Source organism: Roseococcus suduntuyensis (assembly GCF_014196305.1).
Taxonomy (GTDB): domain Bacteria; phylum Pseudomonadota; class Alphaproteobacteria; order Acetobacterales; family Acetobacteraceae; genus Roseococcus; species Roseococcus suduntuyensis.
Window position 1 is genome coordinate 606775 of the sequence record NZ_JACIDJ010000002.1, and the last position, 26383, is coordinate 633157.

The window sequence follows — 26383 nt, forward strand, 5'->3', positions numbered from 1 at the left end:
TCATAATGAAGATCGGGTTAGCAAGCGGCGCCTCCGCCTGTAGAAACCAGGGCATCAGCCGCGCAGGTCCGCCCGTGACGAAGCCCCCCGCCCCACATGTGCTCCAGGCCGTGGCCTGCGGCGGCACCCGCGACGCGATCGAGGAGGTGGCGCTGTTCCACGCGCGCGGCCTGGTCGAGATGGGCGCGCGCGTCACCACGCTCGCCAAGCTGCCGGCGCCGCGCATGGAAGCGCACCGCGACAGCGGCGCCACGGTCGTGCATGTGGGGATGCTCGACACCACGCTCTCGGCCGCGAACCCCTGGCTCGTGCTGCGCCTGGCCTGGCGGATGCGGCGCGAGGCGGTGCGGGGCGTGCTGATCCACACGGGCAAGGCCTATCCGCTGCTGCGGCTCGCCGCGCCGCGCGGCGTGCCGCTGATCTCGGTCTGCCACGGGCCCAATTTCGGGCTGCGCCTGGGGGCGGACATCATCCTCTGCCTGAACGCGGAACAGGAGGCGCGGGTGCGCGCGGCCCTAGGCCCCCGCGCGGCGGGCAAGCGCATCCTGGTGCTGCCCAACCCCTCGGTGCTGCCGGACATGGACCCCCTTCCCGCGCCGGCCTCGCGGCTCATGGGCGCCACGGCGCGGGGCGAGGTGGTGGTGGGCTTCCTCGGTCAGTTGCGCGCGGTCAAGGGGCTGGACCTGCTGGTGGAGGCGGCGGCTTCGCTGGTCGCCGAGGGCGTGAAGCTGCGCCTGCGCATCGGCGGCACGGGCGAGGCGCGCGCGGCGATGGAGGCCGAGGCCGCGCGCCGCGGCATCATGGATCGCGTGGAGTTCCTGGGCTGGGTGGAGGACCGCGCCGCCTTCTTCGCAGGCGTGGACATCTTCGCCTGCCCCTCGCGCGACGAACCCTTCGGCCTGGTGGCGGCGCAGGCCATGCTGCTGGGCGTGCCGGTGGTGGCGTCCGACGCGGCGGGGTTTCGCGCGCAGATCACACCGAACGAGACGGGCCTGTTGGTGCCGCGCGGCGATGCGGGGGCGCTGGCGGCGGCGATCCGAGCGGTGATGGAGGCGCCCGAGGCGGCGCGGGACATGGCGGCGGCGGCGCAGCGCCAGGCCAGCGCGCAAGGGGATCGCCGGCGGGTCGCCGAACATATCCTGGCCGAAATCGAGGAGTGGCGCGCGGCCCGCGCGCAGTAGAGCGGGATGCGTTGAGGTGAAATCACCGAAAACGCTGAATCCCGCTGTCAACAATGGCTGGAGCAGGGTGCGTGAGCGCGGCCCGCTCTGGCAGGTTCCGCCCCGGCGCGCGCGGCACCGGGGCGGAGAGTTCACGCGGCCTCAGCTCGCCGGCGTGTCGCCGGTGGCTTCCGGCGCGGGTGCGGCGGGGGCCTCGGTCTGGGCGGCCTTGCGCGCGGCGCGCGTGGCGGCGGCCTTGCGGGCGGCCTCGACGCGCTTCGGGTCAGGCCCGGCGGCGGGCTTCGCGGCCTTCTTCGGAGCGGGCTTGGCAGCCGCCTTCTTCGCGGGTGCCGCCTTCTTCGCGGCGGCCTTCTTCACAGGGGCCGCCTTCTTCGCGGCGGGCTTGGCGGCGGCCTTCTTGGCGGGCGCCGCCTTCTTCGCGGCGGGCTTGGCAGCGGCCTTCTTGGCGGGCGCCGCCTTCTTCGCGGCGGGCTTGGCGGCGGCCTTCTTGGCGGGCGCCGCCTTCTTGGCCGCGGCCTTCTTCGCGGGCGCCGCCTTCTTCGCGGGCGCGGCCTTCTTCGCGGCGGCCTTCTTCACGGGGGCGGCCTTCCTCGCGGCGGGCTTGGCGGCAGCCTTCTTCGCGGGCGCGGCCTTCTTGGCGGCGGCCTTCTTCGCAGGCGCGGCCTTCTTGGCGGGCGCGGCCTTCTTCGCCGCGGGCTTCTTCGCGGCCGGCTTCTTGGCCGCGACGCGCGCGCGCGCGCTGGCGGGCTTGGCGCTGCGGCGGCCGCCGGGCGCCACGGCCATCGCCATGGCGCGTGGGTTGCTGTCGCTGGTCTCGTTGCTGTCAGTCACTGTGGCATCTCCTTCGCGCGGGGCGCGCGTTTTCCTTTGAGGGCAAATCAACCGGGGTGGGCATGGCCCGCGCGGCGCACGCCGCGAGAGGCCAGGCCCGGCACGCAGGCAGGGCGATGCGGAGACGGCGCCACGGATGCGCCGCGCGGAGAGAAGCGGCGCCATGCCGCCTGCCCTTGCGCCTCTTCCTTCGGGAGATGTCCCGCGGGGGAGTCCGAACCACGAATCACGAATGATTCCTCTGCACGACGCCCGCGCTGTCCAGCGATTCCAGGCATCCGATCCTTGCTCTCGCGCCACGCGCGGATGAGCGTTGGAAGGGACGAATCGCGCGTCAATGCGTGCGTGTGGAACGCTATCGGAACGCGCATGATGCGTGTCAAACACTATCTGCTTTTTCGCGCGCAAAATCCTTCGCCGCGCGCGTGCAACCCAGCGCGAAGATGATGCGCGGCGCGACGTGACCGTCGCGCCGCGATGCCGTCAGCCGCGCTGCGCGATGGGCGAAGCGTCCCTGGCGCGCCGCGTCCCGCGCAGCGCTAACCGCGCTGCGCGAGCGGCACGACCGGCCGCTGCTCAAGCCCGTTGTAGAGCGACAGCGGGCGGATGAGGCGGTTGTCGGCCGCCTGTTCCAGCACATGCGCGGCCCAGCCGGTGATGCGGCTGCACACGAAGATGGGCGTGAACATCGGGATGTCGAAACCCATCAGGTAGTAGGCGGGGCCGGCCGGGAAATCGAGGTTGGGGTGGATGCGCTTCTCCTCCAGCATCACCTTCGCGAGCACGGCGGACGTGTTCATCCAGCGCTTGTCGCCCACCACCTCCGCCATGATCTCGGCGTATTTCTTCATGGTGGGCACGCGGCTGTCGCCGTTCTTGTAGACGCGGTGGCCGAAGCCCATCACCAGCGCCTTGTGGTCGAAACGCTCGCGCAGCCAGGCTTCCGCGGCCTCGGGCGAGGGGATCTCCTTCAGCATGTGCATCACCGCCTCGTTGGCGCCGCCGTGCAGCGGGCCCTTGAGTGCGGCGATGCCCGCCGTGATGGCGCCATGGATGTCGGCCATGGTGGAGGTGACGACACGGGCGGCGAAGGTGGAGGCGTTGAAGGTGTGCTCGGCGTAGAGGATCATCGAGACGTCAAAGGCCTTGATGACCTCCTTCGCCGGCACCTTCCCGAAGACCATGTGGAAGAAGTTCTCGCAGAAGGGCAGCGAGGCATCGGGCGCGATGGGGTCGAGCCCCTTGCTGAGGCGGTTGGTGGCCGCCACCGCCGTCGGGATGCGCGCCAGCAGGCGCACGGCCTTGCGGCGCTGCGCGGCGTCGCTGATGTCGGCGCATTCCGGGTCTTCCATGCCCATGAAGGAAACCGCGGTGCGGATGGCGTCCATCGGGTGCGCGTCGCGCGGGAAGTCGCGCAGCACGCGCAGCAGGGCGGGGCTGAGGGCGCGTTCGGCCTTCTCGGCGGCCTGGAATTCACGGAGCTGCTGGGGGTTGGGCAGTTCGCCGTTCCACAGCAGGTAGGCGACCTCGTCGAAGCTCGCCTCCTCGCACAGATCCTGCACGGCATAGCCGCGATAGGTGAGGCTGTTGGTCTCCGGCATCACCTTGGAGACGCTGGACTCATCGGCATAGACGCCGACCAGTCCCTTGCGGACATCAATGGCTTCGGACATGGCGTGACTTCCTCTCTCTTGTTGCACCGCAGCTTAAGCGCGCATGGCGGCGAAACAAGCGGGGGGGCGTCCGATCGGCGCGGGCGCGGCCCGCGACGTGAATCGGCCGCGCGGCCCAGCGTCCGATCGGCGCGGGCGAAGGCCGCGGCGTGAATCGGCCGCGTTAAGCTTTCGGTGCCGCGGCGCGCGCCAGCCGGTCGCGGATGGCGGGCGCCAGGCCCTCGCCCGGCACGGGCATGGCGGCGATGCCACGAAGGCTGAGGCGCTGCCCCTCGGCATCCAGATGGCGCAGCGCGCCGAAGAGGTGGCGCGCGGCTTCCGTCGCATCGCGCGCCTCTGAGAGTTGCGCGACCAGCGCGGCCCCCGCCAGCGGCGTTCCATAGGCCAGCAGCGCCTCATCCGCGCCGACATCGGTGGCGTCCAGGCGCAGCGGCAGCGTGGGCGCGTAATGCGACAGCAGCAGGCCCGGGCTGCGCAGCGTGGGCGCGGGGCCCGCGCCATGCGGGATGGGCCGGCCCACGGGGCCGATCACGGCCTCGATCGCCTCCACCGGCACGCCACCCGGGCGCAGCAGCGCCGCGCCACCCGCGCTGAGGTCCAGCACGGTGGATTCCACGCCCACCGCGCATTCCCCGCCATCCAGGATGGCGGCGATGCGGCCTTCCAGCTCCTCGCGCACATGCGCGGGCGTGGTGGGGCTGACGCGGCCGGAGCGGTTGGCCGAAGGTGCCGCGACAGGCGTGCCCACCGCGCGCAGCACGGCCAGCGCCAGCGGATGGTCGGGCACGCGCACCGCCAGCGTGTCGAGCCCCGCGCCCGCCAGCAGGTCCACGCGGCAATCGGCGCGGCGCGGCAGCACCAGCGTCAGCGGGCCCGGCCAGAAGGCGGCGGCCAGCGCGCGCGCGCGACCGTCGGCGCGCACTTCCGCGAAGGCGGCCTCAGCATCGGGGAAGTGGCAGATCAGCGGGTTGAAGTGCGGGCGGCCCTTCGCCTCGAAGATGGCCGCCACCGCCGCGCCGTTGCGCGCATCGGCGCCGAGGCCATAGACCGTCTCGGTGGGCAAGGCGACGAGGGCGCCGGCGCGCAGCAGCGCGGCCGCGTCCAGCGGGTCGTCCAGCAGGGCGGTCACGGCGTTATTCGGCGCCCCAGGCGATGAAGCCTTCGTTGCGGTACTGGGCCTTGCCATAGCGCAGCGTGTGGCCGTGCGGGTCGAACATGCGCCCGCCCGCCGCCTCCAGCACCGCCTGCGCCGCCGCCGTGTCCCATTCCATGGTGCGGCCATCGAGGCGCGGGCACACATCGGCCACGCCCTCCGCGATGCGGGCGTATTTGAGAGCGGAGCCCATGGGGATGGTCTCGATCACCGGCACCGGGGGCCTGAAGCCCGCCTCGCCCGTGTCCTTGCGGTGGCTGCGGCTGGCCATCAGCACCAGGCCCGTGGCGGGTGTGGGGCGTGCCTTCATGGGCCTGCGCACGCCGCCCCGCTCCACCCAGGCACCCTGGCCCAGGATGCCGGCATAGATGGCGGGCTCGGCCGGCGCGCCCAGCACGCCCAGCACGGCGCGGCCATTCTCGATCAGCGCGATGCAGGTGCAGTATTCGGGGATGCCGGCGGCGAATTCCTTGGTGCCGTCCAGCGGGTCCACCAGCCAGAAGCGCGGGGCCACGGGCGGGATCACGCCGTCCGACATCGCCTCCTCGGCGATGATGGGGATGTCCGGCGCGGCCGCGCGCAGGCCCTCGGTGATGATGCCCTCGCTGATGCGGTCGGCCGCGGTGACGGGGCTGGCATCGCCCTTCCGCTCGACTTCAAATCCGGCGCGGCGGATGGCTTCGATGGCCTGACCCGCGTCATGCGCGAGGCGGGCGGCGAGTTCGAGGAGGGCGGAATGATCCATGTCCTTCCGTGTATCCCCGCGCCATGGGCTGACGCAATCGGCGCCAGGGCCTATCTTCCAGCCTTCATGTCCTTGCCAGGAGCCCCCATGCTCGACATCGCCTTCGCCAAGCCCGCGCTGCCCAAGGCGGGCGGCCTCGTCCTGCTGCTGGCCGAGGAGGCCGCGCCCACCGGCCTCGCGGCCCAGCTGGATGCCGCGATGGAAGGGGGCCTCGTCCGCGCGCTGGAGGCCGCGGGCTTCAAGGGCCGCAAGGGGCAGAGCGCGACCCTCTGGGCGCCCGCCCCGGGCATCGGCAAGCTGCTGGTGCTGGGCATGGGCAAGGAAGGGGGTGCCGCCGCGGCCGAGAAGCTGGGCGGGTCCGCCGCCGCCGCCATGGCGGGCGAGGTGACGGCGATGATCGCCGCCGACGGGCTGCCGGCGGCCGAGGCGGCTTCGGTGGCGATGGGGGCCGCGCTGCGCCACTACCGCTTCGACCGCTACCGCACCACGGAGAAGGCCGAGGACAAGCCGAAGCTGTCCAAGCTGACCGTGGCCACCGGTGAAGGCACGGCGGCCAAGGCGGCCTGGGCGCCGATGAAGGCCGTGGTGGAGGGCGTGTTCCTGGCGCGCGACCTGGTCTCCGAGCCGCCCAATGTGCTGAACCCGGTCGAATTCGCGAAGCGCTGCGAGGCGCTGTCCTCCCTCGGCCTGGAGGTGGACGTGCTGGGCGTGAAGGAGATGAGGAAGCTCGGCATGGGCGCGCTGCTGGGCGTGGCGCAGGGCTCCATCAACGAGCCGCGCCTGGTGGTGATGCGCTGGAACGGCGCGTCCAAGGGCAAGAAGGCCAGCAACCCGGTCTGCTTCATCGGCAAGGGCGTGACCTTCGACACGGGCGGCATCTCCATCAAGCCCGCGGGCGGCATGGAGGACATGAAGTGGGACATGGCGGGTGCGGGCACCGTCGCGGGGCTGATGGCGGCACTCGCCGGGCGCAAGGCGAAGGTGGATGCGGTGGGGCTGCTCGGCCTCGTCGAGAACATGCCGGGCCACAACGCGCAGCGGCCGGGCGATGTCGTGACCAGCGCCTCGGGCCAGACCATCGAGGTGATCAACACCGACGCGGAAGGCCGCCTCGTGCTGGCGGACGTGATCCACTACGCCATCGAGAAGTATGATCCGAAGTTCATGGTGGACCTGGCCACGCTGACCGGCGCCATCATCGTGGCGCTGGGCCATGAGCATGCCGGCCTCTTCGCCAATGATGACGAACTCGCGGCCAGGATCGTGGCGGCGGGCCAGGCCACGGGCGAGGCCTGCTGGCGCATGCCGCTGGGCGATGCCTATGACAAGCAGATCAAGTCCGACATCGCCGACATGAAGAATGTGGGCGGCGGGCGCGCCGGCGGATCCATCACGGCCGCGCAGTTCATCCAGCGCTTCGTGCAGAAGAAGCCCTGGGCGCATCTCGACATCGCGGGTACCGCCTGGTCGTCCAAGGACGCGCCCACCACGCCCAAGGGTGCGACGGCCTTCGGCGTGCGGCTGCTCGACCGCATGGTGGCCGAGCACTACGAGGGCTGAGCCGGGTGCTGCGCCTCCGCGCGGAGGCCCCGCCCGGCGCGCTGGTGCTGCGGCCCGTCCTGGAAGGTGGCGAGGCGCATCCCTCGGGCTTCGAGGGGCGGCCGGGCCAGGTGCTGGACCTGCACCCGCGCCTGCGCTGGGTGGGGGCGGATGGTGCCTCCAACGCCCCGCAATGGGAGGCGGTGGGCGCGGCCTGCATCCGCGCGGCCGGCGAGGCGACGCGCGTGGCCATTGATGCGCGCGGCCTGCCCGACGCGGTGGCGGTGGCGCTGGGCGCGGGGGCGGTGCTGCGCGCCTGGCGGTTCGAGGCGCTGAAGTCGCGCCGCACGCCGGGGCCGCGCCGCCTCTCCCTGCTGGTGGATGATCCCGACCGCGCCGCGCCGCACTGGGCGCGGGCCAAGGCCGGGGTGGAGGGCGCGCTGCTGGCCCGCGAACTGGTGGCCGAGCCCGCCAACCGCCTGCACCCGCGCGAATTCGCGCGCCGCCTGAAGGCGCTGGAGAGCGAGGGGCTGGAGGTGGAAGTGCTGAAGCCCGCCCAGCTTCGCAAGCTCGGCGCCGGTGGGTTGCTCGCCGTCGGCCAAGGGGCGGCGGAGGGGCCGCGCATGGTCATCCTGCGCTGGAAGGGGCGTTTCGCCGCACCTCCCGTCGCCTTCGTCGGAAAAGGCATTTGCTTCGACACGGGCGGCATCTCCATCAAGCCCGCCGCGGGCATGGAGAAGATGCGCGGCGACATGGCCGGCGCCGCCGCCTGTGCGGGCGCCATGCTGGCGCTGGCCCGCCGCAACTCGCCCTGCCCCGCCGTGGCCGTGCTGGCGCTGGCCGAGAACGCCACCAGCGGCCACGCCTATCGGCCGGGCGATGTGCTGACCATGCTCTCCGGCCGCAGCGTCGAGATCATTGATACCGATGCCGAGGGCCGCCTGGTGCTGGCCGATGCGCTGCATTACGCCGCCACCCGCTACAAACCGCAGGCCATCCTGGACCTGGCCACGCTGACCGGCAGCGTCGTCACGGCGCTCGGCCACCATCGCGCCGGTCTCTATGGCAATGAAGCGGCACTCGGCGCCGCCGTGGCCGCGGCGGGCGAGGCGGTGGGTGAGCGTCTCTGGCCGCTCCCCATCGGGCAGGCGCATCGGCGCGACCTGGACAGCCCCATCGCCGATCTGCGCCAATGCGCGCCCGCGGGTCCGATGCTGCCCGATGCCTGCCACGCCGCCGCCTTCCTGCGCGAATTCGTGGGGCTGCTGCCCTGGGCGCATCTGGACATCGCGGGTGTGTCGGAGGAAGCCGGCGCCGAGGGCCTCGCCCCGCGCCATGCCCCCACGGGCTTCGGCGCGCGGCTGCTCGACGCGCTGGTGGAACGCCATTTCGAGGACCCCCACCGGGTCTGACCAGGGAGAGACATGCCATGAAGGCCGTCTGGTACGAACGCACCGGCCCCGCGCGCGAGGTGCTGGTCTTTGGCGACATGCCCACGCCCATCCCCGGCCCCGGGGAGGTGCTGGTGCGGCTGGCGGCCTCGGGCGTGAACCCGTCCGACTGGAAGGCGCGCGGCGGCAGCCGGCCCATGCTGGCACCCCGCATCATCCCGCACAGCGATGGCGCGGGCATCATCGAGGCGGTGGGGCTGGGGGTGGAGCCGTCGCGCATCGGTCAGCGGGTGTGGGTGTGGAACGGGCAGTGGAAGCGCGCCCATGGCACCGCCGCGCAATGCATCGCCATCCCCGAGGCGCAGGCCGTGCCCCTGCCCGCCAACACCAGCTTCGAGGCGGGGGCGTGCCTCGGCATCCCCGCACTCACCGCGCTGCGCGCCTGCCTGACCGATGGCGGTGTGGCGGGGCAGAGCGTGCTGGTGGCGGGCGGCGCGGGGGCCGTGGGGCATTACGCCATCCAGTTCGCCAGGCTGCTGGGCGCGCGCAGCATCATCGCCACCGTCAGCAGTCCGCAGAAGGCAGCGCACGCCATGGAGGCCGGCGCCGATGCCTGCGTGGACTACCGGCGCGAGGATGCGGGTGCGCGCGTGCGCGAACTGACCGATGGCCGCGGCGTGGACCGGGTGATCGAGGTGGACATCGCGGCCAACGCGAAGCTGCTGCCGCAGGTGCTGGCGCAGGATGGGCTTTGCGTCGCCTATGGATCGGGTGCGGCGGAATTCACCCTGCCCTTCTTCCCCATGATCCTGGGGGGCATCGGGCTGCGCTGCTTCATCGTCTATGAACTCTCCGCCGCCGCGCGGGCGGAGTGCGAGGGGCTGCTGACGCGCTTCCTGGCGGAGGGCCGGTTGCAGCACGCCATCGCGGGCACGCTGCCGCTGGCCGAATGCGCGGCGGCGCATGAGATCGTGCAGGCGGGGGATGCCATGGGCAACATCGTGTTGAGCATCGCTTGAGCGGGCCGATTCACGCGGCCGGCGCTGCGCGCCGTCCACGATCGGAACCTTGCTCCGCCGGGCCGATTCACGCGGCCGGCGCTGCGCGCCGTCCACGATCGGGCCTTGGATGACCGAGATCGGCTTCTACCACCTGACCCGCTCCAGCCTGGAGCAGGCCCTGCCCCGGCTGCTGGGCCGCGTGCTGGCGCTGCCGGCACGCGCGCTGGTGCTCTGCGCCGGGCCGGAGCGGCTGACCTCCCTGGACGACGCGCTCTGGACCTGCCCGGAGCCGGAGTGGCTGCCGCATGGCACGCGCGATGCCGAACTCCAGCCCATCTTCCTCACGACCGAGGACGGGCCGCCCGCCAATGGGGCCCAGCACCTCTTCCTGACCGACGGGGCGGAAAGCGCCTGCCTCGACCTCTATGCGCGCGTCTTCGACCTGTTCGACGGGGGCGATGAGGGCGCGGTGGCGGCCGCGCGGCGGCGCTGGGCGGCGGCCAAGGCGGCGGGCCATACCCTCGCCTATTGGCAGCAGACGCCATCGGGCTGGGAGCGGAAGGCCTGAGGGTCTGCAAAACCCCGCCCCCCATGCTATCTTACGGACTGGACACACACGCCCCCGCCGCCGGGGCGGCAGGGGTTGGATCGGATTTTGGGGTTCTGGGGCAAGATCATCGGCGGCATCGCCGGCTTCGCGACCGGCGGGCCGCTGGGGGCCGTGCTGGGCGCCGCCGCCGGCCATGCCGCCGATGCGGGCGGGCTGCGCCGGCGCCTGGGGCCCGATGCGGCCAGCCTCGCCTCCATGCTCGGTTCCAAGGAGCAGTTGTTCGCCATCTGCGTGGTGGTGCTCTCGGCCAAGCTTGCCAAGTGCGACGGGCCGGTGGTGCGGGCGGAGATTGACGCCTTCAAGCGCCTGTTCCGCATCCCGCCGCAGAACATGAAGGATGTGGCGCGGCTGTTTGACGAGGCGCGCGACAGTGCCGACGAGTTCGAGCCTTTCGCCGACCGGCTGGGCCAGGCCTTCGCAGACAACCGCACCATCCTGGAGGATGTGCTGGCGGCCCTCTTCCAGATCGCCCGCGCGGACGGGCCGCTGACGCGCGGCGAGGTGCGCTTCCTCCAGCGCGTGCAGACGGGCTTCGGCCTCGATGCGCGCAGCTGGGAACGCGCGCGCGACGGCCAGGCGCGGATGGATGGCGGGCAGCCGGGCTTCGACCCCTATGCGGTGCTGGGCATCCCGGCCAATGCCTCGGACGAGGATGTGCGCGCGGCCTGGAAGCGGCTGATGCGGGAGAACCACCCGGACGCGCTGGCCTCGCGCGGGGTGCCGGCGGAGTTCATCCAGCGGGCCACGGGGAAGGTGGCCGAGATCAATGCCGCCTGGGACCGGATCAAGCGGGACAGGAAGCTTTAGCCCCACGAAATCGCTTCGCGCTTTCGCGAGGACCCCGGTTTGGCGCCGGACCTGGTCGGTGCCGCCGTTGGCGCGGCGAAGCCGCGCCGCCGACCACAGGGGGCGGGTTGGAAAGGCACCCCACCTCCCATGCGCTTCCCCTGCCGGCCAAGGCGCTGTTAGCATCGGTTAAACCCGCGCAGCGGAGACGTCCATGCCCGACACCGGCCTGCACCCCGAAGCCACGCACACCGCCGCCACCGAGCATTTCGACGTGCTCATCGTGGGCGCCGGCATTTCCGGGGTGGGGGCGGCCTGGCACCTCACGACGCAACGGCCGGGCACAAGCTTCGTGGTGCTGGAAGCCCTGCACAGCTTCGGCGGCACCTGGCTGACGCACAAATACCCGGGCATCCGCTCGGACAGCGACCTCTACACCTTCGGCTACCGCTTCAAGCCCTGGGTGGGGCCGCCCATCGCCGCCGCCTCGGAAATCCTGAACTACATGGGCGAGGTGATCGAGGACGCGAAGCTCGCCCCGCATATCCGCTACAACCACGCCATCCACACCGCCGCCTGGAACAGCGACGCCAAGCTCTGGACGCTGGAGGCGACCGACACCGCCACCGGCCAGCGCCGCCGCTTCACGTGCAACTTCCTCTGGATGTGCCAGGGCTATTACCGCCACGCGGAGGGCTACACGCCCGAGTGGCCGGGCATGGCGGATTTCCAGGGCGACATCGTCCACCCCCAGCAATGGCCCGAGGGGCTGGGCTACTCCGGCAAGCGCGTCATCGTCATCGGCTCCGGCGCCTCGGCCGCCACCATCGTGCCGGCCATGGCGGGGCGTGCCGCGCATGTGACCATGCTCCAGCGCTCGCCCACCTGGTTCCGCATCGGGCGCAACGGCATTGATATCGCGGACCAGCTGCGCGAACTGGCCGTGGACGAGACATGGGTGCACGAGATCGTCCGCCGCAAGATCCTGTTCGAGCAGGCGAAGTTCACCGCCCGCAGCTTCAATGAACCGGACAAGGTGGCCGAGGAACTGCTCGCCAATGTCCGTGCCGTGGTGGGCGAGGATTACGACATCGGGACCCACTTCACCCCGCGCTATCGCCCCTGGCACCAGCGCCTGGCCTATGTGCCCGATGGCGACCTGTTCCAGGCGGTGGCGGCCGGCACGGCCAGCGTCGTGACCGACGAGATCGAGCGATTCACCCCTGGCGGCATCCTTCTGAAGTCTGGCCAGGAGCTGGAGGCGGACCTCATCGTCACCGCCACGGGCTTCGAGTTGAACGTGCTGGGCGACATCGCCTTCACCATTGATGGCCGGCCGCTCGCCTTCCACGAGACGGTGACCTATCGCGGCATGATGTTCACGGGCGTGCCCAACATGGCCTGGGTGTTTGGGTATTTCCGCGCCTCCTGGACGCTGCGGGCCGACCTGGTGGGGGATTTCGTCTGCCGTCTGCTGGCCGAGATGGAGCAGCGGGGCGCGCGCCAGGTGGAGGTGGCGCTGCGGCCCGAGGACCACAACATGCCCCTGCTGCCCTGGATAGACCCGCAAAACTTCAACCCGGGCTACCTGATGCGCGGCATGCACCTGCTGCCCAAGCGCGGCGACAAGCCCGAATGGCAGCACAACCAGGACTACTGGCGCGAGAAGGACCAGTTCCCGGCCATTGACCTGAAGGACGCGGCCTTCGTCTATAGGTGATGCTCTCCGTCACCGACCGCCCCTCGCCCAACCATGACCCGCGGCCCGAGGGGGCGGCGGTGGACATGCTGATCCTGCACTACACCGGCATGAAGTCCGGCCCCGAGGCGCTGGCACGGCTGCGCGACCCGGAGGCCGGCGTGTCCTCGCATTACCTGGTGGAGGAGGATGGCCGCATCTTCCGCCTGGTGGAGGAAGGGCGCCGCGCGCGGCACGCCGGCGTCTCGCATTGGGGCGGGCGGAGCGCGCTGAACGCATTCTCCATCGGCATCGAGATCGTGAATCCCGGCCATGAATGGGGCTACCGCCCCTTCCCCGCCTTGCAGATGGCGGCGGTGGCGGAACTCTGCCTCGACATACTGGCCCGCCACCCCATCCCCGCCCGCCATGTGCTGGCTCACAGCGACGTGGCGCCCGACCGCAAGGAAGACCCGGGCGAGCTGTTCGACTGGCCGGGGCTGGCCAAATGCGGCGTGGGGCTCTGGCCGGAGCGGGACGCCGAACCCGATGCCGATGCGCTGACCCTGCTCGGCCGCATCGGCTACCGCACCGACCTGCCGCTGCCCGTGCTCGTCACCGCCTTCCAGCGGCATTGGCGGCCGGAGCGTGTGGACGGCATCGCGGATGCGGTGACGCTGGCGCGGATGGCGGCCGTGGCCGGGGCGTGACGCCCGAGGCGCTGGCCCGCCGCGTGGCGGCGCATCCCCGCATGGCGCATCTGCTGCGCCTCGCGGCCCTGCACGGGCCGCCGGGTGGCTGGCTCGGCGCGGGCTTCCTTCGCAATGCCGCCTGGGACTGGCTGCATGGGCGTGAGGTCGACCCGGATGCGGCCGATCTCGACCTCGTCTTCCACGCGCCTGGCCTTGATGCCGCGCCCTTCGCCGCGCGCCTGGCCGCGGCTGAACCCCGTGCGCGCTGGGAGGTGGTGAACCAGGCCGGATTGATGCCCGCCCACGACCTGACGGGCACCATCGCCCTCTGGCCCGAGACCGCCACCTGCGTGGCCGCGCGCTGGGAGGATGGCCAGGTGGCGCTGCTGGCGCCGCACGGGTGGGAGGACCTGTTTGCGCTTCGCCTGCGTCCCACCCCGGCCTTCGCCGAACGCCGTGCGGTGGTCGAGGCACGGGCCGCCGCACGGGGCTGGTTCGCGCGCTGGCCAGGGTTGTGCTGGGCTTGACCCCACCCGCCCCCGGGCGCAACAGAAGCGCGGTGCCGGGGGGCCGGGCGACCGCTGGCGGGCGAGAGATCGCGCGCTGGAGGAAAGTCCGGGCTCCACGGAAAGACGGTGCCGGCTAACGGCCGGCGGGGGCGAGAGCCCTCAGGGAAAGTGCCACAGAGAACAGACCGCCACGCCCGAGAAATCCGGCGCGGCAAGGGTGAAACGGTGGGGCAAGAGCCCACCGCGCTTCCAGCAATGGCGGCGGCACGGCAAACCCCACCGGGAGCAAGGCCGAATAGGGAGGGCCGCGGTAACGCAGGGGTTTTTCGCCCCGCCCTCCGGGTTGGCCGCGCGAAGCGGGTGGTGACACCCGCTCCAGAGGAATGGTCGCACAGGCGCGCAAGCGCTGGACAGAACCCGGCTTACAGGCCCTCCGGCACCACAACACCCCCTTCCTGAGCCGAGTGTGGCCGCGCTGCCACACCCCCACGCGAAACCCACAGCGGGCTACAACCCGATTGTCACGCTTAAGTTCAAGCGACTGATTTTGATATGTTTCTTTAAAGGCTGCGTCGGTGCTGTCCCATAATATCCCTTGATTAGGGGCATCCACCCAGATACAACACACCCAGCCCAGACGGGGTGAGCAAGCTCGGGGGGGCGAGCCATCACCGAAAGGGTTTGGTCGGGCGAGCCGGCGGGGTCGGGGGGCCTCGTCGGCCGCTGTTCCTCCCCAAAGCCGGGGCGGGGCGGCGTCGCCGAACCCCCCAGGGCGCAACGGGGGGTCACCGACGGTCGCGATGGTCGAATTCGTCGGATCCCTCGATGGCACGCTGGACAAGAAGGGGCGCTGCTCCGTTCCCGCCACGTTCCGCAGCCAGCTCAACAACCAGCCTCTCTATCTCCGGCCTTCCGTGCGCGGCACCTTCCTCGAAGCCTGGCCCTCCATGGATTTCGCGGCCACCGATGCGCCGCGCCTCGGCCCGCTCGACATCCCGAGCGAGGAGGAGGATGACCGCCTCTATGCCCTCATCGCCGTGGTCGTGCCCGTCCAGCCGGACGCGGAAGGGCGCATCATCGTCCCGCCGCACTTGATCCGTCACGCGGAACTCGGCAACGAATTGTATTTCGTGGGCCGCCGCAGCTTCTTCGAGATCTGGTCGCGCCAGGCCTTCGAGGCGCGCCTGGCCCGCGCGCTGGCCGCCACCCGCCCGATGCCGAGGGCGTCATGACGCATATCCCCGTCATGCTCGCCGAAGTGCTGCACACGCTGGCCCCCCGCGCCGGCGAGGTGATCCTGGACGGCACCTTCGGCGGCGGCGGCTATGCGGCCGCCTTCCTCGACGCCGCCCCCTGCACCCTCTGGGCCATGGACCGCGACCCCGACGCCATCGCGCGCGGCGCCGCTCTCGCCGCGCGGCATCCCGGGCGGCTGCACCTCATCGAAGGCCGATTCGGCGACATGGTGGCGCATCTCGCCGCGCGCGGTGTCACCGCGCTCGATGGCGCGGTGCTCGATCTCGGCGTCTCCTCCTTCCAGCTCGATACGCCCGATCGCGGATTCTCCTTCCGCACGGACGGGCCGCTCGACATGCGCATGGGCCGCGACGGGCCTTCCGCCGCCGACCTCGTGAACACGCTGGACGAGCGCGAGCTGGCCGAGCTGATCTGGGAATTCGGCGAGGAACGCCATTCGCGCCGCGTGGCCCGCGCCATCCTGCGCGCGCGCGGCGAAGCGCCCTTCACCACCACCGCGCAGCTCGCCGAAGTGATCCGCCGCGCCGTCCCGCGCGACCCCTCGGGCCTCGATGGCGCGACGCGCAGCTTCCAGGCGCTGCGCATCCGCGTGAATGACGAGCTGGGGGAGGTCACGCGCGGGCTGGAAGCTGCGATGAGTCTTCTCTCACCCGGTGGGCGAATCGTTGTGGTGTCTTTTCACTCGCTGGAAGATCGCATCGTGAAGCGCGCCTTCCAGAAAGCCGCCGGCCGCATGCCCGCCGCCTCCCGCCACGATCCAGGCGCGCTGCTCTCCGCCCCCGCGCCCACCGGCTTCGAGCTGCTGACGCCGCGCTCGCTCCGTCCTTCCGCCGCCGAGATCGCCGCCAACCCACGTTCCCGCAGCGCGCATCTGCGCGCGCTGCGCCGCAAGCCCGAGGCTGTGCCATGCTGATCCGACCCCTCGCCTTCCTGGGCTGCCTCGCCTTCCTGGGCACGGGCTTCCACGTCTATTCCATCAAGGCCGAGGTGGACGCGGTGGAGGCGGAGCTGCGCCGCACGCTCCAGGCCACCGAGGCCGAGCGCGTGCAGACACGCACCCTCTCGGCCGAATGGGCGCGACTGACCGACCAGGACCGGCTGCAGGCGCTGGCCTCGGCGCACCTGCCGGACCTGGTGCCCACCACGCCGCAGCAATTCCTGCGCGTGGCCGATGCCGGGCGGCGCCTGCCCGCGCCCGCGGATTTCGCGGGCGGCCCCAGCGCCTTCCGCACGCGCACCGATGTGGCGGCCGGGCCGGGCGAGGTGCTGGTTTTCTCCGCGCGCACCATGGTCGCTGACGCGCGGCCCGCCGCGACGTTTGCCGATGCGCGGCCTGCCGCGACGTTCTCGGATGCGCGGCCTGCCGCGACCTTCTCGGACGCGCGGCCCGCCGTCGTGTCGGACGCGCCGGTCACGCCGGTGGCGATTCCGACGGCCGTCTCCGGGCCCGCACCGCAGCCCGTGGCGGCGGCGCCGGTCGTGGCCGCCTTGGCCGTCCCCACCCCCGTCATTGCCCCCACCCCTCGCGCCACCCCCGTGGCCGCGCGCCCGCCCGAACCCCGCCGCGCGCCGGAACCCCGCCCCGCCCCGCGCCTGGCCGAGGCCCCGGTTCGCCCGGCCCCGGCCCCGCGTGACGTCGCCGCCGCACGCCCCGCCGCCGACCCCGCGCTGCGCACGGCCATGCATGTCCGCGCCGCGCCCATGGCGCCGCCCATGCCGCAGGCGGGCTCCATGCTGGGCGGCGGCGTCTCCCTGCCGCCCCCCGTGCCCTTCGGCCGATGAACCTGCCCCCCGCGCCCCCGCCGCTGCCCCCCGAGGCCTCGCCCGTCCGGTCCACGCCGCGCGCGGCACTCCGTCGTCCGCCACCGCGCCAGCCTGACCACCATCGCCAGATGCGCACGCGGCTGGGCTTCGCCACCTTCGGCTTCGCGGTGCTGTTCGGCGCGGTCGCGGTCACGCTGGCGGACCGCACGGTGATCAACCCGGCTTCGTCGGCCATCGCGCAGCCGCGCCCCCTCCCGCGCGCCGAGCCGCCGGTGACGCGCGCCGAGATCGTGGACCGCAACAACGAGGTGCTGGCGGTGACGGTGCGCGGACGCGCGCTCTACGCCCGCCCCGCCCATATCCAGGACCCCGAGGCGGTGGCGGCGCTGCTGCACCCCATCCTGCCGCATCTGGACCGCGAACGGCTGGTGGCGCGCCTCTCGCCGCCCTACGTCTTCGCCTACATTGATCGCTTCATCACGCCGCGCCAGGAAGAGGCGATCAACGCGCTCGGCATCGTGGGCCTGAACTTCGAGACGGCCGAGCGCCGCACCTATCCCCGCGGGCGCGACGCCGCCCACGTGCTGGGCCTGGTGGACGTGGACAACCAGGGCCTCTTCGGCGCCGAACGCTGGTTCGACGAACGCCTGCGCGTGGACCGCAACGCGCTGCGCCTCTCGCTCGACATCCGCGTCCAGCGCGAACTGCGCGAGACGCTGGCCCACACCGTCGAACGCTTCAGCGGCATCGGCGGCGTGGCCATGCTGATGGACGTGAACACGGGCGAGATGCTGGGCATGGCCTCCCTGCCCGATTTCAGCGGCGCGGACCCGGCCGGCTCGCCCCCCGGCAACCGCTTCCACCGCGCGGTGGAGGGCGTCTATGAGCCCGGCTCCACCATGAAGCTGCTGACGGCGGCCATGGCGCTGGAACTGGGCACGGTGCAGATGCATTCGGGCTTCGACGCCTCGCGCCCCATCCGCTTCGGCCGGCATTCCATCAGCGATTTCCGGGGCAAGAACCGCTGGCTCGCCCTGCCCGAGATCATCGCCTATTCGTCCAACATCGCCTCCGCGCACATGGCGATGACGGTGGGCACGGGGCGGCACCGGGAGTTCCTGGCGCGCTTCGGCATCGCGCGGCACCAGCGCCTGGGCATCGAGCTGCCGGAATCGGCGGCCATCCTGCTGCCCGGCGAGCGCGACTGGCGCGACATCCACACCATGACCATCGGCTTCGGCCATGGCGTGTCCATCACGCCGCTGCACGTCATCAACAGCGCCGCCACGCTGGCCAATGGCGGGCTGTTCCGCACGCCCACCATCCTGGCGCAGCCCGACGGGGCGGAGCGCGAGGGCACGCGCGTGATCAGCGAGCGCACCTCGCACCAGATGCGCCGGCTGATGCGGATCGCGGTGACGGAGGGCTCGGCCCGCGGCGCCAATGCGCCCGGCTATTTCGTGGGCGGCAAGACGGGCACGGCGCTGAAGCCCAACCCCGGCGGGCGCGGCTATTCGACCGACCGGCGCGTCTCCGCCTTCGTGGGCGTCTTCCCGATGCACGCCCCGCGCTACGCCGTCTATCTCATGGTGGACGAGCCGCGGCCGCGCGCCGACACCGGCCCCTTCGCGACCGCGGGCGTGGTCGCCGCCCCCGCCGCGCGCCGCGTGATCGAGCGTGTGGCCCCCATCCTGGGCCTGGTGCCCGAGACGGAGCGCCTGGCCGAGATCGAGCAATCGCTGCATGTGCCGCTGCAGCCCGGCCGGCCGCGCGCCCCCGCCGCGGCGCCCATGGCGGCACCGCGCCAGCCGGCCGCGCGCCCCGCGCCCGCCATCGCGCCCAGCCTGCCCGAGGTGGCGCCCATCCGGCGCACCAGTTTGCCCCAGGGCGCCATCCAGACGGCCGAGGGCCGCCATGCGGCTCCATGACCTGCTGGCCCGCGCGGGTCTGACCGCCGAAGGCCCCGACGCCGAGATCATGGGGCTGACGGCCGACAGCCGCGCGGTGCGGCCGGGCTTTCTTTTCGCCGCCCTGCCCGGTGTTCGCGCCGATGGCGCGCGCTTCATCGCCGATGCGCGCACACGCGGCGCGGTGGCCGTGCTGGCGGGGCCGGGCGTGGCGGCGGAACCGGGCCTGGCCTGGATCACGGCCGCCGACCCGCGCCTCGCGCTGGCGCGCCTCGCCGCGGCCTTCCATGGCGCGCAGCCCGCGCATGTGGTCGCCGTCACGGGCACCAATGGCAAGACCAGCACGGTGGATTTCACCCGGCAGTTGCTGGCGGCGGAGGGGATGGCCGCGGCCTCGCTCGGCACGCTCGGCCTGCGCGCACCCGGACTGCCGGAGGAGGAGAGCCTCACCACCCCCGACCCCGTGGCGCTGCACGCGACATTGGCGAAGCTGCACGCGGCCGGCGTGACGCACCTGGCCATGGAGGCGAGCTCGCACGGGCTGGACCAGCGGCGGCTCGATGGCGTGGCGCTGGCGGGTGCCGGCTTCACCAACCTGACGCGCGACCACCTGGACTATCACGGCGGCATGGCCGCATACCGCGCGGCCAAGCTGCGGCTGTTCGACACGCTTCTGCCCGCCGGCGCGCCCGCCGTGCTGCACGCGGGCATGGAGGCCGAGACGCTGGCCGCGCTGCGCGCTCTCGTGGCGGCACGGGGGCTGCGCGGCATTGAGGTGGGCGAGGGCGCGGGCGAGGTGTCGCTGCTCTCCCACACGCCGCTGCCGCGGGGGCAGCGCCTCACCCTCGATGTCGCGGGCGTGCGGGGCGAGGTGGAAATCCCCCTCCCCGGCCGCTTCCAGGCGGACAACCTGCTGGTGGCGGTGGGCCTCGCGCTCGGCCTCGGCGTGGCGCCCGACCGGCTGCTGGCCGCGCTGCCGGGCCTTTCGGGCGTGCGCGGGCGGATGGAGCTGGCGGCCACCCTGCCCAACGGCGCCGCCATCTATGTGGACTACGCCCACACGCCCGACGCGCTGGCCCGGCTGCTGGCGGCACTCAGGCCCCATGTCGCGCCGGGGGCGCGGCTGCATGTGCTGTTCGGCGCCGGCGGCGACCGGGACCCGGGCAAGCGGCCCCTGATGGGTGCGGCCGCCGCCCAGGGCGCCGACTGGGTCTGGGTGACGGATGACAACCCGCGCTCCGAAGACCCCGCCGCCATCCGCGCCGCCGTGCGCCTCGGCGCGCCGGGGGCGGTGGATGCGGGGGGACGCGAGGACGCCATCGCCGCCGCCCTTTCGGCCCTCGGCCCCGGCGACGTGCTGGCCGTGGCCGGCAAGGGGCATGAGCGGGGGCAGAGCATCGCGGGCGTGACCCACCCCTTCGACGATGTGGAGGTGGTGCGCCGCCTCGCAGGACGGGTGGCGGCATGAGCGCGCTCTGGACCGCCGAGGAATTGCGCGCGGCGACCGGCGGCGCCTGCGCCGAAGGGCTCGCCGTGACCGGCATCACCATCGACACCCGCGCGACCGGGGCGGGCGACCTCTTCGTGGCGCTGCGCGCCGCGCGCGACGGGCATGACTTCGTGGCCGAGGCCTTCCTGCGCGGCGCGGCCGCCATGGTGGACCGCGACATTTCGGGCGGCCCCACCCTGCGCGTGGCCGACACGCTGGCCGGGCTGACGGCGCTGGGCGCGGCCGGGCGGGCGCGCAGCAAGGCGCGCGTGATCGCCGTGACGGGCTCGGTCGGCAAGACCACCACCAAGGACATGCTGGCGCGGGCCTGCGCGGGGCTCGGCCCCACCCATGCGGCGGCGGCCAGCCACAACAACCATTGGGGCGTGCCGCTGACGCTGGCCCGCCTGCCGCGCGACGCCGCCTGGGCCATCATCGAGATCGGCATGAACAACCCGGGCGAGATCGCGCCGCTGGCGCGCCTCGCCGCGCCGCATGTGGCCGTCATCACCACCATCGGCACGGCGCATATCGGCAACATGGGCAGCGTGGAGGCCATCGCGGACGAGAAGGCCGCGATCATGTCGGGCCTGGGCGCGGGCGGGATCGCGGTGCTGCCGCAGGACAGCCCGCACTTCCCCCGCCTCGCGGCCCATGCCGCCGGGTTCGGCGCGCGGGTCATCGGCTTCGGCGAGGGCCCGGAATGCGCCGCCCGCCTGCTCGCCTTCCGGGGCGAGGCCATGGGCAGCGTCTCCGAATGCGACCTGCTGGGGCGGCATGTGGAAATCCGCCTCGCCCAGCCGGGCCGGCACATGGCGCTGAACGCGCTGGCGGCACTCACGGCCGTGCAGGCGGCGGGCGGCGATGCGGGGCTGGCCGCCGCCGCGCTGGACGGCTTCGGCGCCGCGGCCGGGCGGGGTGCCATGCGGCATATCCCCACCCCCGATGGCGGGACGGCCCTGCTGCTGGACGAGAGCTACAACGCCTCCGACACCGCCGTGCGCGCGGCCCTCGCGGTCCTCGCCGGGCAGAAGGCCCGCCGGCGCATCGCGGTGCTGGGCGACATGCTGGAAATGGGCCAATTCGGCCGGGACCTGCATGCCGGGCTGGCCAGCGATGCGGCGGACGCGGCCGACCTCGTGTTTGCCTGCGGGCCGATGATGGGGCATCTCTTCGCCGCCCTGCCCCCCGCGCGCCGGGGGGCGCACATGCCGGACGCGGCCAGCCTTGCCCCCGTGGTGGCGGCGGCGCTGCGCGAGGGCGATGCGGTGCTGGTGAAAGGTTCCCTCGGCATGCGGATGGCCGAGATCATCCGCGCCCTGACCGAGAGGACTGCCTGATGCTGCCCATTCTGCTCGCCCCGCTCGCGGACGAGTTCATCATGTTCAACCTGGTGCGCTACCTGACCTTCCGCGCGGGGGCCGCCTGCATGACGGCGCTGGTGCTCTGCCTCGCCTTCGGCAAGCCCATCATCGCCTGGCTGCGGACCTTCCAGCCGGCCGGCCAGCCCATCCGCGAGGACGGGCCGCAAAGCCATCTGCTGACCAAGAAGGGCACGCCCACCATGGGCGGCGTGCTGATCCTCTTCTCGCTCACCATCGCGGTGCTGCTCTGGGCCGATCTGCGCAACGGCTTCGTCTGGCCGGTGCTGCTGGTCACGCTGGGCTATGGCGCGCTGGGCTTCGCCGATGACTGGATGAAGGTGACCAAGCGCAACACCAAGGGCGTGTCGGGGCGGATGAAGCTGCTGGTGCAGGGCGGCATCGCGCTGGTGGCTTCCATCTGGCTGAGCCTGCTGCTGCCGCCGGGGCTGTCCAGCAACATGGCGGTGCCCTTCTTCAAGGACATCCTGGTGCCGCTGGGCATCCTGTTCCCGCTGATCGCCGCTTTCGTGATGGTGGGGGCCTCCAACGCGGTGAACCTGACGGACGGGCTGGACGGGCTGGCCATCGTGCCGGTGATGATCGCGGCGGCGGTCTTCGCGCTGATCGCCTACCTGGTCGGCAACCGCATCTTCGCCGACTACCTGCAGCTGCATGGCGTGCCGGGGGCGGGGGAGCTCGCGGTGTTCTGCTCGGCGCTGATCGGCGCCTCGCTGGGATTCCTGTGGTTCAACGCGCCGCCGGCGGCGGTGTTCATGGGCGACACGGGTTCGCTCGCGCTGGGCGGCGCGCTGGGCTCCATCGCGGTGGCGACCAAGCATGAGATGGTGCTGGCCATCGTGGGCGGGCTGTTCGTGGTGGAGACGCTCTCCGTCATCATCCAGGTGTTCTGGTTCAAGCGGACGGGGCGGCGGGTGTTTCTGATGGCGCCGCTGCACCACCATTTCGAGAAGAAGGGCTGGGCCGAGCCCACCATCGTGATCCGCTTCTGGATCATCGCGATGGTGCTGGGGCTGGTCGGCCTCTCCACCTTGAAAATCCGATGAGGGGGAAGATCCGCTGATGGCGTCCTTCGCCCCCTTCGCCGGGATGCGCGTGGCCGTGGTGGGGCTCGGCCGCGCCGGGCTGCCGGCCGCGCGGCGACTGGCCGAATGGGGCGCGGAGGTGACGGCGTGGGATGACCGCGAGGGGGCGCGGGCGGAGGCCGTCGGGCTGCGGGTCGCGGACCCCGCCGCAGGCTTCGATTTCGACGCGCTGCTGCTCTCGCCGGGCATTCCGCACCTGCTGCCGCAGCCCCACCCGGCGGCGGTCGCCGCGCGCGCGGCGGGCCGGCCCGTGCTGAGCGATGTGGAGTTCCTCTATCGCGCCGTGCGCGCCAGCGGTTCGCGCGCGCGCTTCGCGGGCATCACCGGCACCAATGGCAAGAGCACGACCACGGCGCTGCTGGGCCACCTGCTGGAACGCGCCGGCATGGCCTGCGCCGTGGGCGGCAATCTGGGCCCGGCGGCGCTGGACATGCCGCTGCTGGGCGATGACGGCGTGTATGTGCTGGAGATGTCCTCCTACATGCTGGAGCGAATCGAAACGCTTCGATTCAACTGCGCCGCGATGCTGAACCTCAGCCCCGACCATCTGGACCGGCATGGCGACATGGCGGGCTACTTCGCCGCCAAGGCGCGTATCTTCGCGCGGCAGGAGGCGGGCGACGTGGCGGTGCTGGGCCAGGGCGACGACCACACGCGCGGGCTGGCCCAGGGGCTGGCCGGGCGCGTCGTGCCGCTCGGCCCCGGTGGCGTCTGGTGGGAGGGTTCCCTGCTGCGCGACGGCGCCGGCGTCATCGCGGACCTCGCCGCCTGCCCCACCTTGCCCGGCGCGCACAACGCGCAGAATGCGGCGGCCGCCTGCGGCATGGCGCTGGCACTCGGCGTGTCGCGCGCCACGCTGGCCGAGGGGCTTTCCACCTATCCCGGCCTGCCGCACCGGCAGGAGGTGGTGCGGCGCATCGGCCCCGTCGCCTTCGTGAATGACAGCAAGGCCACCAATGCCGACAGCACGGCCTGGGCGCTCTCCTCCTATCCGCGCGTGGTCTGGATCGCGGGCGGGATGGGCAAGGCGGGCGGCATCGAGCCCCTTTCCCCCCTGTTCGACCGCGTGGCCGAGGCCTTCCTGATCGGCCGCGACGCCGCCGAATTCGCCACCACCCTGGCCGCGCATGGCGTGCGGCACCGGCTTTGCGGCACGCTGGAGGCGGCGGTGCCGCTGGCCGCGCAGGCCGCCATGTCGGGTGCGGCGGAGGTGGTGCTGCTCTCGCCCGCCGCCGCCTCCTGGGACCAGTTCACGGGCTTCGACGCGCGGGGCGATGCCTTCCGCGCCATGGTCGCCGCCCTCGATGCCCCCTTGCCGGAAAGTATGCCCGCATGAGCCTCGTCCGCGTGGACCATTCGACGGTGGGGCGCTGGTGGGCCAGCCTGGACCGCTGGACACTCGCCGCGCTGCTGGCGCTGGTGGGCATCGGCTATGTGATGATGCTCTCGGCCTCGCCGGCGGTGGCCGAGCGGATCGGGGCCTCTTCCCGCCACATGTTCCTCACGCGCCAGGTGGTTTATTCGATGATCGCCGTCATCGTGATGGTGGGCGTCTCCATGCTGCCGGTGAAGTGGGTGCTGCGCGCGGCCATGCTGGGCGCGCTGGGGGCGCTGGCGCTGACGGCAGCGACGCTGGTCATCGGCACCGAGATCAAGGGCGCGCGGCGCTGGATCTCCTTCCCCGGCGGTTCGCTGCAGCCCACCGAATTCCTGAAGCCCTGCCTGGCCGTGGCCGTGGCCTGGCTGCTGGCGGAAGGCAAGCGCGAGGGGCGTTTCCCCGGCCTGCTCATCGCCATCGCGCTGATCGGCGGCGTCTCCTGGCTGATGAAGCAGCAGCCCGATATCGGCATGCTGGCCGTCATCGTGGCGGTGTTCCTCGCGCAGGTCTTCGTCTCGGGCATCAACCTGATGTGGGTGGTGGCCGGCGCGGGCGCGGTGGTGGGGATGGCGGTGCTGGCCTTCACCCTGCATGGCCATGTGCGCTCCCGCATCCAACGCTTCCTCAACCCGGAATCGGGCGACAATTTCCAGATCCGCATGTCGCTGGAGGCCTTCGGCAATGGCGGCATGTTCGGCCGCGGCCCCGGCGAGGGCCGCGTGAAGGACGTGCTGCCCGACGCCCATGCGGATTTCGTCTTCCCCGTGGCGGCGGAGGAATTCGGCCTCATCACCTGCCTGCTGATCCTGGGCCTGTTCGCCTTCATCGTGCTGCGCGGCCTCTGGCGCCTGATGGACGAGCGGGACGTGTTCGTGAGCCTGGCGGCCACGGGCCTGCTGGTGCAGTTCGGGCTGCAGGCCTTCATCAACATGGGAAGCTCGCTGCACCTGATCCCGACCAAGGGGATGACCTTGCCCTTCGTGAGCTATGGCGGTTCCTCGGTGGTGGCGCTGGCGCTCGGCATGGGCTTCCTGCTGGCGCTGACGCGGCGGCGCCCCGCGCGGGGCGAGGAAGCCAACCCCTTCACGGCGGGGCTTCGCGCCCCCTTCCCCACGTGACCATGCGCGGACCCGCCATCCGCCCCATCGCCATCGCCGCCGGCGGCACGGGGGGGCACCTGTTCCCGGCCGAGGCGCTGGCCGCCGAACTCATGGCGCGCGGGCAGCGGGTTGTGCTGTTCACCGATGCGCGCTCCGCCGCGTTTGACAGCCCGGCCTTCGCCTCGGCGGAACGCTTCGTGCTGAAGGGCGCGGGCATCGCGGGGCGGGGTGTCGTGAAGGGGCTGCGCGGCGCGGCCCAACTCGCCGCCGGCACGCTGACGGCGCGGCGGTTGCTGAAGCAGCTGGACGCGGCGGCGGTGGTGGGCTTTGGTGGCTACCCCTCCATCCCGCCCGCGCTGGCCGCGCTGACGCTCGGGCGCCGCCGCCCCGCCTTGGTGCTGCACGAGCAGAATGGCGTGCTGGGCCGCGCCAACCGGGCATTGGCGAAGCGGGCGGATTTGCTGGCGCTCGCTTATGCCCGCACGGCGCGGGTGCCCGCGGGTGCGCGCACGCAACATGTGGGCAACCCGGTGCGGCCCGCCCTGGCCGCGCTGGTGGGCCAGCCCTACCCGCCGACGACGGGCGCGCTGCGGCTGCTGGTCATCGGCGGTTCGCTGGGGGCGCGGGTGTTCTCGGACCTGATCCCGCCCGCCATCGCCGCCCTGCCGGATTCGCTGCGGGCGCGGCTGCTGGTGGCCCAGCAGGTGCGCGTGGAGGACCAGGAGCGCGTGCGCGCGGCCTATGCCGACACGGGCATTCCGGTGGAGCTCTCGCCCTTTTTCCCCGACATCGCGGTGCGGCTTTCGGGGGCACATCTCGTCATCGCGCGGGCCGGCGCCTCCACGGTGGCGGAACTCGCCTGCGCGGGGCGGCCTTCGCTGTTGATTCCGCTGCCCTCCGCCATTGACGACCACCAGCGGGCCAATGCGGCCGCGCTGGCCGAAAGCGGGGCCGCGCAGGTGCTGCTCCAGCCCGGGCTGACACCGGAGGTTCTGGGGGCTGCGCTGGCGGCCTGGCTCGACGCGCCGGAAAGGCTTGCCGAAGCGGCCCGACATGCGGCAAGCCTCGCCCGACCCCAGGCGGCGCGGGAATTGGCCGACGCCGTGCTCGACTGCGCCGCGCGCACCACCTCTGTCCAGGAGCCTCGCTGATGCGCGCGCTGCCACTCTCGATCGGGACCATCCATTTTGTTGGAATCGCCCCCCGCGGAGCGGGCCAAGGAAAGGGCCGCT

General features: G+C 72.5%; 23 protein-coding genes and 1 other RNA gene. 20 read left to right on the forward strand and 4 right to left on the reverse strand.

The window, feature by feature from the left end:
• The first annotated feature begins 74 nt into the window (after positions 1 to 74).
• Entirely contained in the window at positions 75 to 1181 is a 1107-nt protein-coding gene (locus GGQ83_RS20310; RefSeq protein WP_184383508.1) for a glycosyltransferase family 4 protein, read from the forward strand.
• A gap of 141 nt (positions 1182 to 1322) precedes the next feature.
• Here the strand turns inward: GGQ83_RS20310 and GGQ83_RS09415 are convergent, their stop codons facing one another.
• The 4 genes from GGQ83_RS09415 to GGQ83_RS09430 form a co-directional block, all read right to left on the reverse strand.
• A complete protein-coding gene (locus GGQ83_RS09415) occupies positions 1323 to 2012 on the reverse strand; it encodes a hypothetical protein (protein WP_207017941.1) in 690 nt (229 codons plus the stop codon).
• 539 nt (positions 2013 to 2551) lie between these two features.
• The gene (locus GGQ83_RS09420; RefSeq protein ID WP_184383509.1) at positions 2552 to 3685 is read right to left on the reverse strand and encodes a bifunctional 2-methylcitrate synthase/citrate synthase; all 1134 of its coding nucleotides are present in this window, start codon (positions 3683 to 3685) and stop codon (positions 2552 to 2554) included.
• A gap of 163 nt (positions 3686 to 3848) precedes the next feature.
• Positions 3849 to 4814: an L-threonylcarbamoyladenylate synthase gene (locus tag GGQ83_RS09425; RefSeq protein ID WP_311727732.1), complete on the reverse strand. Its 966-nt coding sequence runs from the start codon at positions 4812 to 4814 to the stop codon at positions 3849 to 3851.
• A 4-nt stretch (positions 4815 to 4818) separates the two neighbouring features.
• On the reverse strand, positions 4819 to 5583 hold the full coding sequence (locus GGQ83_RS09430; protein ID WP_184383511.1) for a 3'(2'),5'-bisphosphate nucleotidase CysQ family protein: 765 nt from the start codon (positions 5581 to 5583) through the stop codon (positions 4819 to 4821).
• Positions 5584 to 5670: 87 nt separating this feature from the next.
• Between GGQ83_RS09430 and GGQ83_RS09435 the strand changes: the two genes are divergently transcribed.
• The 19 genes from GGQ83_RS09435 (at position 5671) to GGQ83_RS09525 (ending at position 26302) form a co-directional block, all read left to right on the forward strand.
• Positions 5671 to 7143 (forward strand): leucyl aminopeptidase, encoded by a 1473-nt coding sequence (locus GGQ83_RS09435; RefSeq protein ID WP_184383512.1) that lies wholly within the window; start codon positions 5671 to 5673, stop codon positions 7141 to 7143.
• Positions 7144 to 7148: 5 nt separating this feature from the next.
• Positions 7149 to 8534, forward strand: a complete 1386-nt coding sequence (locus GGQ83_RS09440; RefSeq protein ID WP_184383513.1) for a leucyl aminopeptidase family protein — start codon at positions 7149 to 7151, stop codon at positions 8532 to 8534.
• A 17-nt stretch (positions 8535 to 8551) separates the two neighbouring features.
• On the forward strand, positions 8552 to 9532 hold the full coding sequence (locus tag GGQ83_RS09445; protein WP_184383514.1) for an NADPH:quinone reductase: 981 nt from the start codon (positions 8552 to 8554) through the stop codon (positions 9530 to 9532).
• A 109-nt stretch (positions 9533 to 9641) separates the two neighbouring features.
• Positions 9642 to 10082 carry a DNA polymerase III subunit chi gene (locus GGQ83_RS09450; RefSeq protein WP_184383515.1) on the forward strand — a complete coding sequence of 147 codons (441 nt, stop codon included), beginning with the start codon at positions 9642 to 9644 and terminating at the stop codon, positions 10080 to 10082.
• A gap of 87 nt (positions 10083 to 10169) precedes the next feature.
• Entirely contained in the window at positions 10170 to 10931 is a 762-nt protein-coding gene (locus tag GGQ83_RS09455; RefSeq protein WP_184383670.1) for a TerB family tellurite resistance protein, read from the forward strand.
• 193 nt (positions 10932 to 11124) lie between these two features.
• Positions 11125 to 12630 carry a flavin-containing monooxygenase gene (locus GGQ83_RS09460; protein WP_184383516.1) on the forward strand — a complete coding sequence of 502 codons (1506 nt, stop codon included), beginning with the start codon at positions 11125 to 11127 and terminating at the stop codon, positions 12628 to 12630.
• Positions 12630 to 13298 carry an N-acetylmuramoyl-L-alanine amidase gene (locus GGQ83_RS09465; RefSeq protein ID WP_184383517.1) on the forward strand — a complete coding sequence of 223 codons (669 nt, stop codon included), beginning with the start codon at positions 12630 to 12632 and terminating at the stop codon, positions 13296 to 13298. The genes GGQ83_RS09460 and GGQ83_RS09465 overlap by 1 nt, the downstream gene beginning before the upstream one ends.
• On the forward strand, positions 13295 to 13807 hold the full coding sequence (locus GGQ83_RS09470) for a nucleotidyltransferase family protein (RefSeq protein ID WP_184383518.1): 513 nt from the start codon (positions 13295 to 13297) through the stop codon (positions 13805 to 13807). Before GGQ83_RS09465 ends, GGQ83_RS09470 begins: the two co-directional genes overlap by 4 nt.
• Before the next feature lie 35 nt (positions 13808 to 13842).
• An RNA gene (gene rnpB / locus GGQ83_RS09475) (RNase P RNA component class A) lies at positions 13843 to 14230 on the forward strand.
• A gap of 359 nt (positions 14231 to 14589) precedes the next feature.
• The gene (locus tag GGQ83_RS09480) at positions 14590 to 15021 is read left to right on the forward strand and encodes a division/cell wall cluster transcriptional repressor MraZ (RefSeq protein ID WP_184383519.1); all 432 of its coding nucleotides are present in this window, start codon (positions 14590 to 14592) and stop codon (positions 15019 to 15021) included.
• On the forward strand, positions 15018 to 15959 hold the full coding sequence (gene rsmH / locus GGQ83_RS09485) for a 16S rRNA (cytosine(1402)-N(4))-methyltransferase RsmH (protein ID WP_184383520.1): 942 nt from the start codon (positions 15018 to 15020) through the stop codon (positions 15957 to 15959). Before GGQ83_RS09480 ends, rsmH begins: the two co-directional genes overlap by 4 nt.
• On the forward strand, positions 15953 to 16828 hold the full coding sequence (gene ftsL / locus GGQ83_RS09490; protein ID WP_184383521.1) for a cell division protein FtsL: 876 nt from the start codon (positions 15953 to 15955) through the stop codon (positions 16826 to 16828). The genes rsmH and ftsL overlap by 7 nt, the downstream gene beginning before the upstream one ends.
• Positions 16825 to 18738 carry a peptidoglycan D,D-transpeptidase FtsI family protein gene (locus tag GGQ83_RS09495; protein ID WP_184383522.1) on the forward strand — a complete coding sequence of 638 codons (1914 nt, stop codon included), beginning with the start codon at positions 16825 to 16827 and terminating at the stop codon, positions 18736 to 18738. Before ftsL ends, GGQ83_RS09495 begins: the two co-directional genes overlap by 4 nt.
• Entirely contained in the window at positions 18725 to 20185 is a 1461-nt protein-coding gene (locus GGQ83_RS09500; protein WP_184383523.1) for a UDP-N-acetylmuramoyl-L-alanyl-D-glutamate--2,6-diaminopimelate ligase, read from the forward strand. Before GGQ83_RS09495 ends, GGQ83_RS09500 begins: the two co-directional genes overlap by 14 nt.
• Entirely contained in the window at positions 20182 to 21546 is a 1365-nt protein-coding gene (locus GGQ83_RS09505) for a UDP-N-acetylmuramoyl-tripeptide--D-alanyl-D-alanine ligase (RefSeq protein WP_184383524.1), read from the forward strand. Before GGQ83_RS09500 ends, GGQ83_RS09505 begins: the two co-directional genes overlap by 4 nt.
• The gene (gene mraY, locus GGQ83_RS09510; RefSeq protein WP_184383525.1) at positions 21546 to 22634 is read left to right on the forward strand and encodes a phospho-N-acetylmuramoyl-pentapeptide-transferase; all 1089 of its coding nucleotides are present in this window, start codon (positions 21546 to 21548) and stop codon (positions 22632 to 22634) included. Before GGQ83_RS09505 ends, mraY begins: the two co-directional genes overlap by 1 nt.
• A gap of 16 nt (positions 22635 to 22650) precedes the next feature.
• A complete protein-coding gene (murD, locus tag GGQ83_RS09515; RefSeq protein ID WP_184383526.1) occupies positions 22651 to 24009 on the forward strand; it encodes a UDP-N-acetylmuramoyl-L-alanine--D-glutamate ligase in 1359 nt (452 codons plus the stop codon).
• Positions 24006 to 25169, forward strand: a complete 1164-nt coding sequence (locus GGQ83_RS09520; protein ID WP_184383527.1) for an FtsW/RodA/SpoVE family cell cycle protein — start codon at positions 24006 to 24008, stop codon at positions 25167 to 25169. Before murD ends, GGQ83_RS09520 begins: the two co-directional genes overlap by 4 nt.
• A 2-nt stretch (positions 25170 to 25171) precedes the next feature.
• Entirely contained in the window at positions 25172 to 26302 is a 1131-nt protein-coding gene (locus GGQ83_RS09525) for a UDP-N-acetylglucosamine--N-acetylmuramyl-(pentapeptide) pyrophosphoryl-undecaprenol N-acetylglucosamine transferase (RefSeq protein WP_184383528.1), read from the forward strand.
• The last annotated feature ends 81 nt before the right edge of the window (positions 26303 to 26383 follow it).

Excerpts from the sequence above, each read along its gene's own strand:
- GGQ83_RS09505 (WP_184383524.1), top strand. The coding sequence starts at position 20,182 with ATGAGCGCGCTCTGGACCGCCGAGGAATTGCGCGCGGCGACCGGCGGC.
- GGQ83_RS09430 (WP_184383511.1), bottom strand. The coding sequence starts at position 5,583 with ATGGATCATTCCGCCCTCCTCGAACTCGCCGCCCGCCTCGCGCATGAC.
- GGQ83_RS09480 (WP_184383519.1), top strand. The coding sequence starts at position 14,590 with ATGGTCGAATTCGTCGGATCCCTCGATGGCACGCTGGACAAGAAGGGG.
- GGQ83_RS09445 (WP_184383514.1), top strand. The coding sequence starts at position 8,552 with ATGAAGGCCGTCTGGTACGAACGCACCGGCCCCGCGCGCGAGGTGCTG.
- GGQ83_RS09420 (WP_184383509.1), bottom strand. The coding sequence starts at position 3,685 with ATGTCCGAAGCCATTGATGTCCGCAAGGGACTGGTCGGCGTCTATGCC.
- GGQ83_RS09435 (WP_184383512.1), top strand. The coding sequence starts at position 5,671 with ATGCTCGACATCGCCTTCGCCAAGCCCGCGCTGCCCAAGGCGGGCGGC.
- rsmH (WP_184383520.1), top strand. The coding sequence starts at position 15,018 with ATGACGCATATCCCCGTCATGCTCGCCGAAGTGCTGCACACGCTGGCC.
- murD (WP_184383526.1), top strand. The coding sequence starts at position 22,651 with ATGGCGTCCTTCGCCCCCTTCGCCGGGATGCGCGTGGCCGTGGTGGGG.
- GGQ83_RS09495 (WP_184383522.1), top strand. The coding sequence starts at position 16,825 with ATGAACCTGCCCCCCGCGCCCCCGCCGCTGCCCCCCGAGGCCTCGCCC.
- GGQ83_RS09460 (WP_184383516.1), top strand. The coding sequence starts at position 11,125 with ATGCCCGACACCGGCCTGCACCCCGAAGCCACGCACACCGCCGCCACC.
- ftsL (WP_184383521.1), top strand. The coding sequence starts at position 15,953 with ATGCTGATCCGACCCCTCGCCTTCCTGGGCTGCCTCGCCTTCCTGGGC.
- GGQ83_RS09465 (WP_184383517.1), top strand. The coding sequence starts at position 12,630 with ATGCTCTCCGTCACCGACCGCCCCTCGCCCAACCATGACCCGCGGCCC.
- mraY (WP_184383525.1), top strand. The coding sequence starts at position 21,546 with ATGCTGCCCATTCTGCTCGCCCCGCTCGCGGACGAGTTCATCATGTTC.
- GGQ83_RS09520 (WP_184383527.1), top strand. The coding sequence starts at position 24,006 with ATGAGCCTCGTCCGCGTGGACCATTCGACGGTGGGGCGCTGGTGGGCC.
- GGQ83_RS09500 (WP_184383523.1), top strand. The coding sequence starts at position 18,725 with ATGCGGCTCCATGACCTGCTGGCCCGCGCGGGTCTGACCGCCGAAGGC.
- GGQ83_RS09450 (WP_184383515.1), top strand. The coding sequence starts at position 9,642 with ATGACCGAGATCGGCTTCTACCACCTGACCCGCTCCAGCCTGGAGCAG.
- GGQ83_RS09525 (WP_184383528.1), top strand. The coding sequence starts at position 25,172 with ATGCGCGGACCCGCCATCCGCCCCATCGCCATCGCCGCCGGCGGCACG.